The 15,749-nt window shown below is 44.7% G+C and carries 15 protein-coding genes; 14 read left to right on the forward strand and 1 reads right to left on the reverse strand.

The features are described 5' to 3' along the window. Positions 1-106 precede the first annotated feature (106 nt). The 4 genes from WCW66_00055 to WCW66_00070 all read left to right on the forward strand — a co-directional run bounded on the left by WCW66_00055 (position 107) and on the right by WCW66_00070 (position 6,840). Positions 107-280, forward strand: a complete 174-nt coding sequence (locus WCW66_00055; protein MFA6391129.1) for a hypothetical protein — start codon at positions 107-109, stop codon at positions 278-280. Positions 281-624: 344 nt separating this feature from the next. Then, on the forward strand, positions 625-2,571 hold the full coding sequence (locus WCW66_00060) for a hypothetical protein (GenBank protein ID MFA6391130.1): 1,947 nt from the start codon (positions 625-627) through the stop codon (positions 2,569-2,571). Between the two features lie 247 nt (positions 2,572-2,818). Further along, on the forward strand, positions 2,819-6,010 hold the full coding sequence (locus WCW66_00065) for a M4 family metallopeptidase (protein ID MFA6391131.1): 3,192 nt from the start codon (positions 2,819-2,821) through the stop codon (positions 6,008-6,010). 179 nt (positions 6,011-6,189) lie between these two features. Then, complete coding sequence (locus WCW66_00070; GenBank protein ID MFA6391132.1) at positions 6,190-6,840, forward strand: hypothetical protein; 651 nt, start codon at positions 6,190-6,192, stop codon at positions 6,838-6,840. Positions 6,841-6,991: 151 nt separating this feature from the next. Here WCW66_00070 and WCW66_00075 read toward each other — a convergent pair whose 3' ends face one another. Next, positions 6,992-7,477: a hypothetical protein gene (locus WCW66_00075; protein ID MFA6391133.1), complete on the reverse strand. Its 486-nt coding sequence runs from the start codon at positions 7,475-7,477 to the stop codon at positions 6,992-6,994. 137 nt (positions 7,478-7,614) lie between these two features. Between WCW66_00075 and WCW66_00080 the strand changes: the two genes are divergently transcribed. The 10 genes from WCW66_00080 (at position 7,615) to WCW66_00125 (ending at position 15,748) form a co-directional block, all read left to right on the forward strand. Then, entirely contained in the window at positions 7,615-7,863 is a 249-nt protein-coding gene (locus WCW66_00080; GenBank protein ID MFA6391134.1) for a DUF4342 domain-containing protein, read from the forward strand. A 3-nt stretch (positions 7,864-7,866) separates the two neighbouring features. Beyond that, positions 7,867-8,766: an ATP-binding cassette domain-containing protein gene (locus tag WCW66_00085; GenBank protein ID MFA6391135.1), complete on the forward strand. Its 900-nt coding sequence runs from the start codon at positions 7,867-7,869 to the stop codon at positions 8,764-8,766. Continuing rightward, entirely contained in the window at positions 8,763-9,986 is a 1,224-nt protein-coding gene (locus WCW66_00090) for an ABC transporter permease (GenBank protein ID MFA6391136.1), read from the forward strand. The genes WCW66_00085 and WCW66_00090 overlap by 4 nt, the downstream gene beginning before the upstream one ends. Positions 9,987-10,178: 192 nt before the next feature. Next, positions 10,179-10,616 carry a hypothetical protein gene (locus tag WCW66_00095; GenBank protein ID MFA6391137.1) on the forward strand — a complete coding sequence of 146 codons (438 nt, stop codon included), beginning with the start codon at positions 10,179-10,181 and terminating at the stop codon, positions 10,614-10,616. A gap of 221 nt (positions 10,617-10,837) precedes the next feature. After that, positions 10,838-11,212: a hypothetical protein gene (locus tag WCW66_00100; protein ID MFA6391138.1), complete on the forward strand. Its 375-nt coding sequence runs from the start codon at positions 10,838-10,840 to the stop codon at positions 11,210-11,212. Between the two features lie 214 nt (positions 11,213-11,426). Further along, the gene (locus WCW66_00105; protein MFA6391139.1) at positions 11,427-13,094 is read left to right on the forward strand and encodes a GspE/PulE family protein; all 1,668 of its coding nucleotides are present in this window, start codon (positions 11,427-11,429) and stop codon (positions 13,092-13,094) included. A gap of 8 nt (positions 13,095-13,102) precedes the next feature. Next, a complete protein-coding gene (locus WCW66_00110; GenBank protein ID MFA6391140.1) occupies positions 13,103-14,311 on the forward strand; it encodes a type II secretion system F family protein in 1,209 nt (402 codons plus the stop codon). Further along, positions 14,308-14,748 carry a type II secretion system protein gene (locus tag WCW66_00115; protein MFA6391141.1) on the forward strand — a complete coding sequence of 147 codons (441 nt, stop codon included), beginning with the start codon at positions 14,308-14,310 and terminating at the stop codon, positions 14,746-14,748. The genes WCW66_00110 and WCW66_00115 overlap by 4 nt, the downstream gene beginning before the upstream one ends. Next, on the forward strand, positions 14,745-15,236 hold the full coding sequence (locus WCW66_00120) for a hypothetical protein (GenBank protein ID MFA6391142.1): 492 nt from the start codon (positions 14,745-14,747) through the stop codon (positions 15,234-15,236). Before WCW66_00115 ends, WCW66_00120 begins: the two co-directional genes overlap by 4 nt. Further along, complete coding sequence (locus WCW66_00125) at positions 15,236-15,748, forward strand: hypothetical protein (protein ID MFA6391143.1); 513 nt, start codon at positions 15,236-15,238, stop codon at positions 15,746-15,748. Before WCW66_00120 ends, WCW66_00125 begins: the two co-directional genes overlap by 1 nt. Position 15,749: the final 1 nt, after the last annotated feature.

Raw genomic sequence — 15,749 nt, forward strand, 5'->3', positions numbered from 1 at the left:
TTTAAGTATTTATATGAAGTAATAGTGTCGGGTCTTGACACTTTTTTTATTTTTTGTAATATGTAGTCTCGCGCATAAATGGTTTCTGATCTGAAGGAGTCAGCTGATGACTAAAGAGCAGGGCGACAGACTGCCCACACCCCCTTCACAAACCGACCATCATGGTCAAAAGCCTCTTGCGACGACCTCCGATTTCGAAAGGGTTCAACAGTTCTCTGATGAGTTCCTGGAGACCTACGGCGGCCACGATCAGATCCCTCAAGGTCTCTTTCTCGGCTAGATGCCTCATTGGCGGCCGTCTGTGCGGGCTTCCGGCCTTCATTGAGGTTTCGCACCCTCGGACCAATCTCTCCGGTCCGGAGCCCCCGACCTAATAAGCTGCGCGCGGATCGCTCGTTCTCGGGCCTTGCTGTTGTTTTTGACAGCGGGCCTTATTTTATTTGCATTGAAATTCGCCTTGGGGTCTTGACCCCGTTAGAGAAATTCTCTAACGGGGTTGACAAAATGAGTGTTTTGCTGTATGATGACACGTTTGCAGTATTGTCACAGTGACAGTACCTGTGAGCAGTCTACAGCGTTTCACTCCGAAGCGCGTAGACAGTACCTTAGCTAGGGGAGAGTGTCATGCCGTATTTCCTTCAGGCACTGCTCGTAAGCGTCGTCTCCATCATGGTGCCGATCGCTTTCGGCGCTGTGCTGAAGTACCACCGTCCCACAATCGCTTGGGCAGGTGGTTTCCTTGCCACTGTCCTGTACACTCTCATCGTGTTCTGGCTTTTCTGGAGCGGCGCTGTCGGCGTGTACGGACCGACTCCGTTCGCTGATGCGCTCATCTTCGGGTTCGCCCTGTCGGGTGTCTTCATCGGCCTCGGGAGCGCCAAAGGGGGGTACAGAAACGAGTTCTCCGGCCGGAGTGTCATTGGCTTCGGCTCGGGCTGTGCTGCGATGCTGTGGGTGCTCGGCGTGAGCGTGTTCGGATCTTCGGACATGGTGCATGCCGAGAAGAAGGCAAGGGTGATCGGTACGGTCGCGGAAGTGACCGAGATCGCTGACGTCATCCAGCCCGCGGATCCGGCACACATCTGTCTTGTGTCCGAGTCGATCGCGCGCGTGAAGGCCAACCAGGCGCTGTCCGAGTTCAAGATGGACGGCGGTGTGGTGGCAGGATCGCGTTTCAAGATCGGTGACCCGACGAAGCAGTTCGTCTCCGGACAGCTGTGGTGGATCTTCCCGGTGGAGTTCCAGGGCTGGCTCAAGTGGCGTCAGTCCAAGGAAGTCCCCGGCTATATCCGCGTTTCGGCGGAAGATCCGTACACGGAAGGTCAGGCTGTTCAGCAGGATAGCAACGGGCAGCCGATCGTCATCCGGTATCTGGAGAGCGCCTGCTGGGAGTTCCGGGCTGACCGCTACCTGCGGGGACACGGGTATATGAGCGTGATCCTGAAGGATTTCACGTTCGAGGTAGACGACAACTGGCGTCCGTTCTATACGGTTTCAGTCATGAAAAGAACCGTCGGTTACGCCGGCGAAATCACGACCGGAGTCGTCACGCTTGATCTGCAGACCGGCGATGCCAATCCCTACGGTATCGCGAACCTCCCTTCGTGGATCGACCGCGGTGTTCCGCTCGACGTGATCGACAAGAATCTCAAGCGCTGGGCGAAGTACCGGCTTGAGGGATGGTGGTACTGCCTCCTACACAACGACAAGTCGATGGAACCAACGGAAGGATGGTTCCTGATCACCGATCCCGACGGTACCAGTCAGTGGTTCACTGGGCTCACCTCAACCAACGCGGGCGACGAGGCACTCACCGGCTACACGGTTTCGGACACACGCACAGGTCTCACGACATACGTGAAGGCCCAGGGTGTGACCGAGTCTGTCTCGGCTCAGGCTGCGAAGTCGCTCTGGAGCAACTTCGATGGGTACGAACCGACCGAGCTCGTTCCGTACAATCTCTATGGACGTCTGACGTATGTCATTCCGATGGCGTACAACGGACAGTTCAAGGGCGTCAGTCTCGTCTCGCTCTCCAACCAGGAGGTTGCGGCGAAGGGAGCGACGCTTGAAGAGGCGCTTCGTGAATACCGCAATGCGCTCGCGCGTTCGGGCAGTAATGCCCTTGCACCGAGCGGTGGAGACCTCGCGCAGCTGACAATCACCGGCGTGGTGGGGCGGGTCGGGCAGCCGATCAGCCAGCAGACTGGGCAGCCGGTCATTCCGTTCACGATTGATGGCGTGGCCAAGGTGTTCACGGCCATCTACACGTACGACAATCCTGCCGTACTCGTGATGCGATCCGGCGACGCTGTGACAGTCGAGTACCTCCAGACTGGCGAACGCGTGATCGCTTGCGAATCGGTGATCCTGTCGGGCATCCCGATTTCCGACGAGAACCCGGTGCAGGCACGCGCGAATGAACATCGTGCAATCGCCGATCGTGAACGCGGTCGGATCGATACGCAGCAGGAGCGTAACCAACTTCTCGAGAGCAACCGGATGAACAACGTTGATCCGGAAGCACTCAAGAAGTTCCTCGACAGCCAGTCCGACAGCACTGCTCATTAGTCCTTCGGGACCGCTACGAAGCCAGCGCTTGGCTTCCGCAAGACCCTATCATCCTCACCGATGATGCGATACCGGGGTCTTTTTCTTTTGTGTAATTTTCCTATTTGACACAAAGTCAATCTTATGGTATGATATCAATATTAATATGTGACTAAATAAATAAACATGTGGATTTATTATCCATTTCTGCAATCAACCCGACAATATGATTTGGTTGTTTTTGTTTATGTTGACTAAATAGTACATCATGAAAAAAATTATAACGTTTTTTCTGACATTAACGATATCAGTAATTTATTTAGTGGGTGTATTTCATAATGCTTATGCTGAATCAAATCAAACTGAGGATTCTAATATTGCTCAATTACAAAATGAGGACGGGAAGGAAACATTAACTGATCTGCAAAACAAGTTGGGAGATAATCTGCAATACACTATCGATCAGAATACTGGCAATTTATCTTTTATAAAAAGCCAGGGTAATGGAATACCGCTTACTGGTGCAAGTAGTAATGCAGTGGGTGGAACAAGTATGGCCGGGTTATTTTTGAAAGAATACGGCGCGTTGTTTGGGATTAATGATCCGGTGTCAGATTTATCCGTAATGAAAGAGACAACGGATGCATTGGGCATGAAACACATCCGATATAATCAGCGCTATGCCGGCGTGCCGGTCTTTGGTGGAGAGGTGATTGTCCATTTGAATGGTAATCTGACGGTTGCTTCGGCCAACGGCAGGGCTATATCTAATACATCTTTAGATGTTACTCCTGTAATTTCCAGTGAAGTTGCTGTAACAAAAGCGAAAGAAATTTGGCAAAATCAATTCGATACAGATAATCCGGAAGTGCTGAAAACAAACCTGTATGTTTTTAATAAATCGCTTTTTAACAAAAATAATGAAGATCAAAATTATTTAGTTTGGCAAATAGAATTATATAAAAAAACTCCCAGTCTGCATGAATTTTATTTTATTGATACCCGAGACGGCAGTCTCGTTCACCAAATTACAGGTATCAAGAACGCCATTAGTCGCCGTATCTATGACTGTTCTTACGGAGATGGTTTTTGTTACTTAGATGCATATGATGCAGTCTCCGCTTATACATTAGGCCGTTCCGAAGGAAAGCCGATCCGCGGTACCAACCCCTGGTATGGTCTAACCGATGTGGATAATTTGTACAGTATAACAGGTTATGCTCATAATTATTTTTTAAATACATTTAGCCTTAACGGTGCAAATAATTTAGGCGGGCTGGGAGATGGAACTTATGTCCCATATACAAGGACTGAAGGCCTAGCTTATATAGACCCGGTGTATCCAGCATGTCCAAATGCTTTTTATGATGGTTACGCTATAAATTTCTGTACTGGCTGGGTAACTACCGATATTGTTGCTCATGAGTACGGTCATGGTGTTACTCAATTTTCTGTAGTAGATGGTTATGGAAATCCTGCCGGTTTGATTTATTCTGACGAATCGGGTGCTTTAAGTGAGTCTTATGCTGATGTTTTTGGTGAAGCTGTTGAGAATTATAGTGATGGATCTGGTGATTGGTTGATTGGCGAGGATTTGACCGGTGGTGCCCTGCGCAGCATGAGTGATCCGATGAGTATGTCATATCCCGATCGTTTTAACAGTCCTTATTTTTATTGTGGTGATTCTGACCAGGGGGGAGTTCATATCAATAACTCAGTACCGAATTACGCCGCATATTTAATGGCTATGGGTGGTACTTTCAACAATTGTACGATTAATGGTATCGGGCGGGCTAAGGAAGAAGCAATATATTACCGCGCACTTACTCAATATCTCACCACCAGTTCCGGTTTTAATGATGCATATAATGCTCTAGTCACTTCCTGCCAGGATCTTTATGGAGCTTTGAGCAGTGATTGCCGGCAAGTAGTTAAGGCTTTACGTGCGGTGGAAATGAATCAGGGTGGATACTGCAGTGGACAGACAGCTGTTGACCCGGGTTGTGCTGTTATTGATGCGACGCCAAGTGTTACTCAAGTTTCATCTGATAAAGCTGACGGTACTTATATTGCCGGTACCGTGATTGATATTGATGTTACTTTTTCTAAAGCGGTTACTTCAAGTGGTGAAATTACTGTAACTTTGGAAACGGGCGCTACAGACAGAAGTTGTACTTTCTCAGTTAGCAACGCTGCTTTCGGCAGTTGTGACTATACCATTCAAGCCGGTGATAACAGTAACGATTTAAATGTTAAAAGCATTTCTGGCTCGATAACAGATGCTTACGGTAATACGGTAACTGACCTTACACCCGGAAGCGATTTGTCTAGTAATAAAAATATTAAAATCGGTGCTCCTACGCTTGGACTGTTACTTTCACAAGCATCTGATACTGAACCTTTCATCAAACGTGTTGGTCATCATGGCAACAAAATTAAATCATTCGCTGTACACAAAGGAAAAGGAGGGGTATTAAGTGTTGAAGCCGATATTAATGGTGACGGAATTAATGAAATTGTCGTTGCGCCAGAAGCCGGACTCGGAGGTAAGGTAAAGGCTTATACAAAAAACGGGGCAGCGCTTGCTTCTTTCAGTCCTTTTGGCAGTAAATTCAATGATGGAATCAGTCTTACTTCGGGCGATGTGAACAACGACGGGAAAAAAGAAATCATTGTTTCCCCGCTCACTAAGGGAACGCCAAAAATAAAAGTTTTCCGCTACGCAAATAAAAAATTTACACTGCTGAAAGAGATTAAAGTTTTTGGCAGTAGTGTCCCGGGCGGTCTGATTGTAAGTTCCGGTGATGTCAATGACGATAATATTGACGAAATTATTGTTTCGCCGTATCAGGATCAGGATAAAAAAGATCGGGTGGTAAAAATCTATGCTTACCGTAACAACAAACTGGTTAAACTTGCTTCAAAACAGCTCTATAGTAAACGCACTGAATATCAGGGAATTAAAACTACCACTGCCGATCTGGACGGTGATGGCAGAGATGAAATTATTGCCACTCCTTCGCTAAATTTTGGCGATGACATCCAGGTCTACGGATATGCAAACGGGGGGTTAACGCATCTGGATGATGTATGGGCATACTCCGCGTCTTTTAACGGGCTTACATCTCTTGCAACCGGCGACATTAATTCTGACGGCAGAAATGAAATTATGCTTACGATAAAAACCGGTGGATTACCTTATGTCTTTATCTATAAATTTAACAATGGAAAACTTGTTCTGCATGACAAATTCCGCGCATATGATAAGGAATTTACCGGCGGTGTCAATCTTGCCGTGCTTGATATTGATGGAGATAATAAAGCGGAAGTGATCACTGCACCATATAGTGGTAAACAGAAAGTAAAAGTATGGGACGTCGAATCAACTAAACAAAAACTGCACTCTTCCTTTTGGGGGTTTGGCAAGGATTTTGAAGGTGGAATCAATTTTGCCCGGTAATTTTGTGGACAATATATATTAATTCTTCATGAAAGCAACGTAACACTTTGATTGCTATATTTTGTGTATTTGAATAAATAATTTCGGTAAATAAGATACCGCTTTGACATGCACTAATATGTATGATAATTTAGTTTTTCCGCGCTCCAATTGTCTGTGTCGTTCCAGGGAGGGCAGAAATGAAGTTGCTGGATGCCGGCGTCATGCTGGTGCTCGTGGTGCTGATGGCATGCTGCATGATCAACCGTGATGATGTGGCAACCAACAAGCCGGATATCAGTACGGCTCAGGCGGCGGTGGATACCGTCTCCTACGATCCACTCAATACTCCGCCGTCAGGGATATCGGCGGTCAACCGCTTCTACGCCATCGTGGCGGAATACTTCCGCACTGTCGAAGAAGAGAATTCCGCCTGGATGAGTAATGAGCAGCATTCCAAGACCCGGTTCGAGAAGGAAAATCTGACCAGCTTTTTCACCTGGTGCTGTTTGAGGGACTATTACCAGGACAAGCTGACACCGGAAGACAAACGCTGGCTGTTTGCCAATCTGGACGGATCGCGCCCACTGCCAGTCGGCATCGCGTTCGACTACTGGGGTCCGATCACGGACGTCCTGGGATTTGAGCCGACGGGTAATCCGCGTGCAGATTTTGAGGACTTTCTCCTCAACTCCTTTCCGGATACGGATTACCAAACGGGGTTCGACGCCTTTCATGACGCAAAAGCCATGAAGGCAATTCACCAGACGGTCCGTGCGCGGATGAAATCGCTAGGGGTCGAATATCCCAATGATCTTTCGCAGGCCGAGAGTCTGCTCACGTCCGAATAGAAGCAACCGCTTCTGTCCGGATTTTTTTATTTTACCCCCACACCAATATTATTAATAAAAATGGACGGATATTTAATTGTAATTATGTTAGATTTATAAAATGTAAATTAAACTACCATATTGGTGTGGGGATAAAAAAACGAAGACATGGTTAGTCTTCGCAGGAAAGAGCGGTAGCGGGCGAGTGTTCGTCAGATTGTTCCGGAATCCTCCAGATGGCCAGCGAGCGACTTTTGGTCTTCCGGTATCCGATACCGTCGTCCGTGGCTATCAGATCGCGCATTGCGCGCAGGATCCGTGTTTCGCTGACGCCCCAGCCTTTGGCATTGAGGCGTTGCCGCACGTCGTTCGGTCGGATCTCCTTCAATGGCTTTGCCATAGCCAGGATTCCGCGGATTTCCGCGAACAGGAGTTGGTCCGATTCCGCAGTGTCGGGGTAGTCGCGTGTTCGTACCTGTTCGGTACAGGGTACGATATGACGTAGCTTCGCCCTCTTGAGTGTCTCCTTTTCGCGCTTGCGATAATCCCTGATGACGGGGACGGCGAGCAGGGCGACCCAACCCAAGACACAGATGGCGATCAGCAGGTCCCCGTACTGACTGGCTCCCTGAGCGGTGGTCGTGACCGTGGTGTCCATAATAACCTTTCTTGTTCGGTTACTCTCCCGTCTGGCAAACATCGGTTCCACGGCGTTTGCAGTAATAAAACCTAGCACCACTAGTCTTGTTTGTCAACGAGTGATATAATTCTATAATAATAATTGATTGTAATAATATGCCTGAAAAACAAGAAAAAAAAGAAGAATTCGTAATTTCCGGCGATAAAGTTGTGGAAAAAGTGAAGGAATTGATCAAAGAGGGAAATGCCCGTCGGATTATTATTAATAATGAAAAAGGCGAATCAATTATTGAGATTCCCGTAACAGTAGGGGTAGTTGGTGCTTTGATTGCGCCAGTTTTAGCCGCTATTGGTGCGGCAGCCGCTCTGCTGACAAAATGCACAATAGTCGTGATTAAAAAATAGTGTATGCCAGAAGCAATTATCAGTGTTAAGAATTTTTCTAAATCCTTCGGAGACAATAAAGTTGTAACTGATCTTTCTTTTGATGTACAAAAAGGAGAAGTCTTCGCCTTGCTCGGTGCCAACGGATCGGGGAAAACAACAACTATCCGCTGTCTTTTAAACATTCTACAACCGGATACCGGATCGCTTCTGATTGATGGAAAAAAATATGACCAGTCCATGTCCGGTCACGTCGGCTATTTGCCGGAGGAAAGGGGATTATATACTTCCGAAAGAGTAATTGATACCATGGTCTATTTCGGCGAACTGAAAGGAATGTCAGCTAGCGATGCCAAAAAATGGTCCTATGGATATCTGGAAAAAGTCGGATTGCATGATAAGGCAAGATTAAAAGTTAAAAAACTGTCATCCGGCCAGCAGCAAAAGATTCAGCTCGGGATTACGATTATCAATCAGCCGGATTTATTGATACTGGACGAGCCGACCAAAGGGCTAGATCCGGTAAACAGGACTCTGCTCATGGATATGCTTTTGGATATGAAGGAAAAGGGAAGTACGATAATATTTATTACTCATCAGATGGAAGAGGTGGAAAAGATAGCCAACCGTCTCCTTATGATCCAGGACGGCAAACGGATTTTATACGGAGCGGTGGATGAAGTAAAAGCGCAATTCGGCGAGGATCGGATACACGTTCAGTTCAGAGGTATATTGCCGAAAAACGACCAACTCTATTCCATCGCTAATGACACGACTAATTCCGCCTCCTTGATTTTAAAAGAAGGAATCACCCCGAAAGACACGCTATCATATTTAGCTGGGACAGAACTGAAAATTACAAAATTTGAAGTGGCGGCACCTTCATTAGAAGAAATATTTGTAATGGTATCAAAACAACAATGAATACAATCCTGAAAGTTGCGAAAAAAGAATATTTGAAGATAGTTCAGAAACCATCTTTTTGGATTATGATTGTAATTGTTCCAATTCTCTATCTGGGCTTAGTCGCCATTTCGGGAACATCAGCAACTCAGGTTGAAAAAAAGATAGCGGAAGAAGTAAAAAATATCGATAATGTATTGATCATTGATCAGTCAGGGATTGTTAATAAAGATTCGATTGTTCCCCCATATTTTGTTGCTACGGATATTGACCAGGCTAAAGAGCAGGTTAGGGAAGGAAAAGCAGATGCGGCGTTTATCTATCCAGAGAATATACTGAATGATAAAGTGATTGAAATATATGCTATTGATACTAGCCTCATTTCACGTGACCGGTTTAATATTGTGGCAAAAGAAATACTGAAGCAGAATATTTTAATGGAAATCCAGGATCCGGCAAGAATTGCATTATTCTCAAGTGAAATAAAACTGGAAAAAACTTTATACAAAGACGGGGTGGTGGTAGATCAGCGATTTGAAATATTCATTATTCCGATAATTTCCATATTGGTTTACTTTGTGATGGTCATGTTCTCATCCGGATTTATGTTATCCAGTGTCTCAGAAGAAAAAGAGAATCGGATGATTGAAACAATACTGTCTATTGTTAAACCGCGCCAGCTAATCTGGGGGAAACTGATCGGACTTACCGGTGTGTCTTTGACTTCACTGTTTGCCTTAGGAGCTCTGATGACCGGGATCGTAATTGTTTCGACAAATATTTTTCCGATCACGATTGACTGGTCGGCCGTCGATGTAACATTCGGACAGGTACTTTTATCCATATTTTATACGATCGGCGGATATCTATTTCTGTCCAGTATCATGGTGGGAGTAGGTGCGGCAATGCCGAAATACCGTGATGCCCAGCAGTTTTCCTCTGTTTTTATTATCCTTTCAATAATCCCGGTCTATTTCGCATCATTTTTGCTGGCGGAACCATCAGGAGTATTATCGAGGACGGTAAGTTTTACCCCATTTACTGCCCCGCTGATTTTGATTTTCCGCAGTTCAATCGGTGCGTTAACCACCTGGGAGTCAATAATGGGAGTCGTAGTTGTATCGTTATACGTTATGATTGGATTCTATTTTGCATTCAAATTGTTTGAGGTCGGATCGCTGGAAGTAAATAAGAAAATATCCTTTAAATTTCTCTTACAGAAGCAAAAGGAAAAGAAGTAAATTATATCGATAAAAGACCTGCCGAATCAGCCGGTCTTTTTTGTATTACCCGCATGGCTTGACTTCTACCCCTACACTTGAGTGTGGGGGTTGACAAAAAATTTTATTCTGGTAGTATTGGCAATTACTGTCGCAGGTGGACGAAAAGTTCGCCACATGGATGTGAACCAAAGCCTCTAAGGGGACTGGTACATGCGTAAGCAGGCAAGTGCTTCCGTCGATCGCGTGGAAAAACTCCGCCTCTGGGTGGAACGCTGTGATGATCATGACACGGGGAGTCTCTTCATGTCGATCCGGCCGGGTGCTTCAACACATGAAGGCGGCGTATATATCAGCTGCCAGGAAGGTACGAGGTACCTCTTCGCTGGTGAAGCAATTAACCTCAAGTCGCTGAATGCTGCTCTCGCGAGTAATATTCGCGACGAATTCGAGGTGATTGTGACTGGCGTTCTCTACCAAGTCATTCATGGCGCCTTCGAGGTAGTTACTCAGGCACATCTGGCCGACACCGAGGATGGTGAAGGCAAGGTTGTGGCACCGAACTGGTCAGAAAAAGAACTGGCACGCATGCGCCGGGACTTTGCTCCCATCCACTTCATTCAGGCGGAAACGCTTGTCGTAAACCTGTAGACAGTCCGTTCTTTTGGTCTTAACCGGCCGCCCGTAAATCCCCATTGGAATTTGCGGGATTTTTTTATTTATGAATTGGGGTGCTTAACCCCGTTAGAGAAAATTATCTAGCCAGATTGACGGAATATTATTTTCTGTTAAGATACTTATTCACAGTCAGGTATATTTCGATATCTGAATTGTGACCAGGCACATTCGAGGAGTGGAGAGAGGAGTGGAGAATGGAACAACAGGGCAGACATCATTCAGCCAGCGTGGAGAAGATTTTCGTTGCAGTGATACTGCGTCCTGAAGCTCTGCCCCAGGGCATGAGTTTTCTGGGAGACACGAGGGTTAACTTTTCCATCGGAGAAGTTGCCTTTCCCGAACTGCTTCCTTCGGATTCCTATCATGTCGACGGAGAGTTGGATCAACTCACGGACGCTGGTCGGGAGAAGGTCAGGCCCGTCTGGAATCGTGCTGTGGATCAAGCCAGGACCCGACTGCCGGAATTGGCGACTGTCTTCCCCGATTGGGAGGTGCGCTCCATCTTCCTTTATCGGAACGTCAACAATACCATGGTTCGTGATGTGGATCGATTTGATCTTAAACTTTAGTTGCCATAGGCAACTCCCGCAATATCCCACTTGGTATTCGCGGGATTTTTTATTGTAATATATTCAATTTTTGCATCAGAATTATGGTTTGGAAGACGGGGGTTGACAGAATATTAAATTAGGTATATCATTGCATGTTTTGCTATTAATAAACGGTTGAAACAGATATTATCAAATAAATGTTCTAATCTTAGCCAAATAATTTTGTAATAAGATGATTGCGACAAAACAGGTTACCGATGCCCTGAGAAAAGAGGGTATCTTATCCAAAGAAACATCGCATAAACTCAAGGAGTACGAAAAACTCCAGATGGGTAATGTTTTGGATTTTTGTATTGAGCAAGGCATGGTCCCGTCATCTAAGCTGATTTCATTACTGCAGGAATCTCATTCACTGCAGGTAGTTGATTTGAATCAGGTAAAAATATATCCGGAAGTGGTTAAAAAACTTCCTTCTTCAATTTGTCTGGAACATTTGGTACTGCCCTTCCAGGAAGATAAAGCATATATTTATGTGGCAATGGCCCGACCGGAAAATACGGAACTGATTACTTATGTAAAAAAGTCGCTGAAAAAGGATGTGGCGGTGTATCTGGCCAATCAGAGGGATATTAAACAATACCTGGAGGAAACATTTAATAATTCCGCGGAATCAAGTAAAAAAGCAATTGATGAACTGATTGTCAGGGCATGCCGGATAAATAACACGCCGGAAACAATGGGACAGGAAGCCCCGATCATTTCATTATTAAACCAGATGATAATCTTCGGTATAAAAAGCGAAGCAAGCGACATGCATATTGAGCCGCGCGAAGATTCAGTTGCTGTGCGTTTTCGCATGGACGGCATGCTGCACCAATTTTTCACCCTGCCGAAAGAACTGCTAGCTCCGATAATTGCGCGTACTAAAATATTATCTCAGATCCGTATTGACGAACATATGCGTCCACAGGACGGGAGATTCAGTTTTGACGAATCGGGATATAAAGTGGCGGTCCGTCTTTCTATCATCCCGACTCTGCACGGCCAGAAAGCATCCTTAAGATTTTTAGATACGGATAACGAGAACCTTTCGCTCAATACTTTGGGCCTGGAAAAAAACAATCGGGAAAATTTGAAAAAAATTCTTGGGTTTACCAATGGAATGGTTCTAATTACCGGCCCGACCGGCTCGGGTAAAACAACAACTTTGTATTCATTGATTAAAGAGATTAATAATCAGCAGGTTAATATTTCAACAATTGAAGATCCGATAGAATACCATCTGACCGGAGCGAACCAGATTCAGGTAAATCCGCATGTAGATTTGAATTTTGCGAGCGGTCTGCGTTCAATTTTGCGCCAGGATCCGGATATTATTATGATCGGAGAAATTCGGGACAAAGAAACTGCGACCATTGCCATTAATGCCGCGATGACCGGTCATTTAGTATTAACATCTTTACATACCAACAGCGCCGCCGCCGCAATCCCGAGACTTTTGGATATGGGTGTGGAGCCGTATTTAATAGCTTCCACCTTGAAAGCAATTATCGGCCAGCGTTTGGTGCGTAATATATGCGCATCCTGTAAAACGGAATTTGTTGTCGATTCAATTCCTAAAGAACTGGTAGAAAAATACTCTGCCACAGAAAAACCAATCGCTGCAAAAGGACAAGGGTGCCCTGAGTGTTTAAATACCGGATATTCAGGCCGAACCGGAATTTTCGAAGTTTTAAATGTCGATGAAGATATCCATGATCTGATTATTAATCGGGCACATTCTTCATCAATAGAAGCAGCTGCCATAGCAAAAAATATGAAATCGATGTATGAAGATGGAATAATCAAAGTACTTAATAAACAAACTACCTTAGAAGAGGTAATAAGGGTTACTAAATAATTACAAACATGAGCAATTTTGAATATACATTTATTGATCTGGAAAACACCATCCACCGTGGATTAGCACGGGGTTGGACCAAGAAAAGAGTCTCAAAACAACTGTCCAATGAAGGCAATTCAGTTGTTACTTTAGTAAAGATAAAAAATAGAAATGCAATTTTTCAGAGTATGTTCCGGTATATTTCCAGGATTGACCGTATTCTTTTCATGCGCAGTCTGATGACTATGATGAAAGCGGGACTTAATTTACCGGACGCGCTGGCATCATCCCGGGAACAGAACTCCAATCCGAACATGAAAATAATTATTGCGGATCTTGAAAAGGCTGTTAATTCGGGAAAAACACTTTCATCCGCACTGGAAAAATACAAAAATGTTTTTTCCCCAGTTTCAATTGCCATGATCAGAATCGGCGAACACGGAGGAAAACTAGTTGATGTTCTGCAATTTCTGACTACTCAGCAAGAGAGTGATTATAAATTACTCAGGAAGATCAGAAATTCTTTGGTATATCCGGCTCTTATTTTTGTAACAATGATTGCAATCGTGGCTGTGATGATGGTGGTGGTAATCCCGAGGATTGCAGCAATCTATGATGATGTTTCTGCGGAACTGCCATTATTCACCCGCGCATTGATTGCGATCAGTAACTTTATCGTAAGCTACGGTTTGCTTCTGGCAGTCGGAATTGCGTTATTGATAATTTCTTTTCGGCTTGGTATTACGTATTCCGAGAAATTCAAAAAATCAATCCATCGTATGACACTTCGTTTGCCGATGGTTGGAATGGTTGTTAGAAAATTAAATTTAGCAATGATTTCCAGATCTCTACATATGTTAACCAAGTCCGGCGTTTCAATTGATCAAAGCCTGATATTAGCCAGTAATGCCGCAAGCAATGTTGTCTATCGTGATGCTGTCCGGTCAGGTGAAGTTTTTGTCAGACGCGGTGTTTCACTTTCCGATATCTTTAAAGGCGAGCCGGATCTGTTTTTACCGTTATTTCAGAAGATGGTTTCAACCGGTGAAAAGACCGGTTATCTGGATGATATGCTTCAGCATTCGGCAAAATATTATGATGATGATATTCAGAATTGGAGCGATAATCTTTCAACGTTAATTGAACCGGTAATGCTCTTAATCACCGGCGTGCTGGTCGGCGGACTGGCCTTGGCAGTAATGTATCCGCTCTGGAACTTTGCAAACATATTATGAACAAACTAAAAAAACAACCCGGGTTTACTGTAATTGAAGTATTGATTGTTATTATCGCGATCAGCCTGATTGCCGGTGTGGCTGTAATTTCATTATCAAAGGGAAAAACAGGAGCGCAGGCTGTAACGGAAGCGGAAAAAGTCGCCCAGATTATCCGAGATGCTCAAGCGCGATCACAGTCGGCGGAAACAGGTCGCGCATGGGCGGTTCGATGTAACGGCAACTCAGTTGATTTAATGGCAATTAATCCGGAATCAATATCTGAAACATACAGCTTCCCGGAAAGATTTACGTGTTCTGCAAGCGATGACATTATTTTTGATAAACTAACCGGTATCCCGAGTCAGGATTTGGATTTATTCATCCGTCTTGATGGTGCTAATAGTTCGCGCATTGAAGTCAGAGTGCCAGGAACTGTTAAAATATCATCTTTATGAACTGGAAAGACCAAAAAGGAAGTTTGTTGATTGAAGTGCTGCTGAGCATCAGCCTGGCAGCGGTTTTTTCTTTGGCGATCGGTAATCTAATCGGAGTTAATCACCAGTTAGTTATCGCATCAAAGCAGGAGGTGGAAGCAACAGCCTATGCAAAAGAATCAATGGAGCAAATATTTGCCATAAAACAGTCCGATTGGAATAAAATCAGCGGTTTTTCTGAGGGGTTTTATCATATTGAAGAGGTCGGTAGTGAATTTCAAATAGTCGTGCCAAGCGATCCGACACACCCTGAACAGGAACTTGACGGCAAGTATTACCGGACAGTCCATATCGGCAATGCTTATCGGGACATTTCAGGTAATTTGAGTGATATGGGAACCGAAGATGCTCAAGCGAGAAGACTTGATGTAAAAGTGTCCTGGCAGGAAAGAGATAGCACAAGAAATATTGAATTTACCAGTTATGTTACTAACTGGAGGGGGCAATAATGAAGAATAAATTATTTAAATTAAATCAAAACGGTACAACATTAATGGAGTTGATGGTGTATTTAGGTATATCCAGCGTGGTTACTCTGATGCTGACGATGTTTCTGGTGAACAGTACCGAGCAGCGAGTTATGACTAATGATCAGCAGATGGCTCAACATAATGCCAGACAGGTGATTGAAAAGATGACTTACTCTTTGCGCAACGCTTATAGTGTTGATGTTCAAGCAAGCGGGACAAAAGCGGTGATTTATTCCTATTACTATACAAATCCGGGTATTCCAGACAATGTAATTACGGTATATGAGCTGAATGGCGGAAAAATGTATTATGGGCAGGATATTAACACGATTCCTGATCCTTCCGGTATGAAACTTTTGACCGATGAAGATGTGAATGTATCACTAGTTTCTTTTAAAAAAGTTTCTTCTTCACTTCGAATTAATCTGAATGTAGAAAAAGGAGAAGGGAAGTCGGATATTAATTCTACTGTGTCTTTCAGACAGCAATAAC

This window comes from Patescibacteria group bacterium, from assembly GCA_041664365.1.
In the GTDB taxonomy this organism is placed as follows: Bacteria; Patescibacteriota; Patescibacteriia; order UM-FILTER-42-10; family UM-FILTER-42-10; genus JAHJEX01.

What these genes read in the sequence shown, in the direction of transcription:
- WCW66_00115 (MFA6391141.1), top strand. Translation starts at nt 14,308, where the DNA reads ATGAACAAACTAAAAAAACAACCCGGGTTTACTGTAATTGAAGTATTG.
- WCW66_00075 (MFA6391133.1), bottom strand. Translation starts at nt 7,477, where the DNA reads ATGGACACCACGGTCACGACCACCGCTCAGGGAGCCAGTCAGTACGGG.
- WCW66_00070 (MFA6391132.1), top strand. Translation starts at nt 6,190, where the DNA reads ATGAAGTTGCTGGATGCCGGCGTCATGCTGGTGCTCGTGGTGCTGATG.
- WCW66_00105 (MFA6391139.1), top strand. Translation starts at nt 11,427, where the DNA reads ATGATTGCGACAAAACAGGTTACCGATGCCCTGAGAAAAGAGGGTATC.
- WCW66_00080 (MFA6391134.1), top strand. Translation starts at nt 7,615, where the DNA reads ATGCCTGAAAAACAAGAAAAAAAAGAAGAATTCGTAATTTCCGGCGAT.
- WCW66_00120 (MFA6391142.1), top strand. Translation starts at nt 14,745, where the DNA reads ATGAACTGGAAAGACCAAAAAGGAAGTTTGTTGATTGAAGTGCTGCTG.
- WCW66_00125 (MFA6391143.1), top strand. Translation starts at nt 15,236, where the DNA reads ATGAAGAATAAATTATTTAAATTAAATCAAAACGGTACAACATTAATG.
- WCW66_00110 (MFA6391140.1), top strand. Translation starts at nt 13,103, where the DNA reads ATGAGCAATTTTGAATATACATTTATTGATCTGGAAAACACCATCCAC.
- WCW66_00090 (MFA6391136.1), top strand. Translation starts at nt 8,763, where the DNA reads ATGAATACAATCCTGAAAGTTGCGAAAAAAGAATATTTGAAGATAGTT.
- WCW66_00085 (MFA6391135.1), top strand. Translation starts at nt 7,867, where the DNA reads ATGCCAGAAGCAATTATCAGTGTTAAGAATTTTTCTAAATCCTTCGGA.
- WCW66_00055 (MFA6391129.1), top strand. Translation starts at nt 107, where the DNA reads ATGACTAAAGAGCAGGGCGACAGACTGCCCACACCCCCTTCACAAACC.
- WCW66_00065 (MFA6391131.1), top strand. Translation starts at nt 2,819, where the DNA reads ATGAAAAAAATTATAACGTTTTTTCTGACATTAACGATATCAGTAATT.
- WCW66_00095 (MFA6391137.1), top strand. Translation starts at nt 10,179, where the DNA reads ATGCGTAAGCAGGCAAGTGCTTCCGTCGATCGCGTGGAAAAACTCCGC.
- WCW66_00100 (MFA6391138.1), top strand. Translation starts at nt 10,838, where the DNA reads ATGGAACAACAGGGCAGACATCATTCAGCCAGCGTGGAGAAGATTTTC.
- WCW66_00060 (MFA6391130.1), top strand. Translation starts at nt 625, where the DNA reads ATGCCGTATTTCCTTCAGGCACTGCTCGTAAGCGTCGTCTCCATCATG.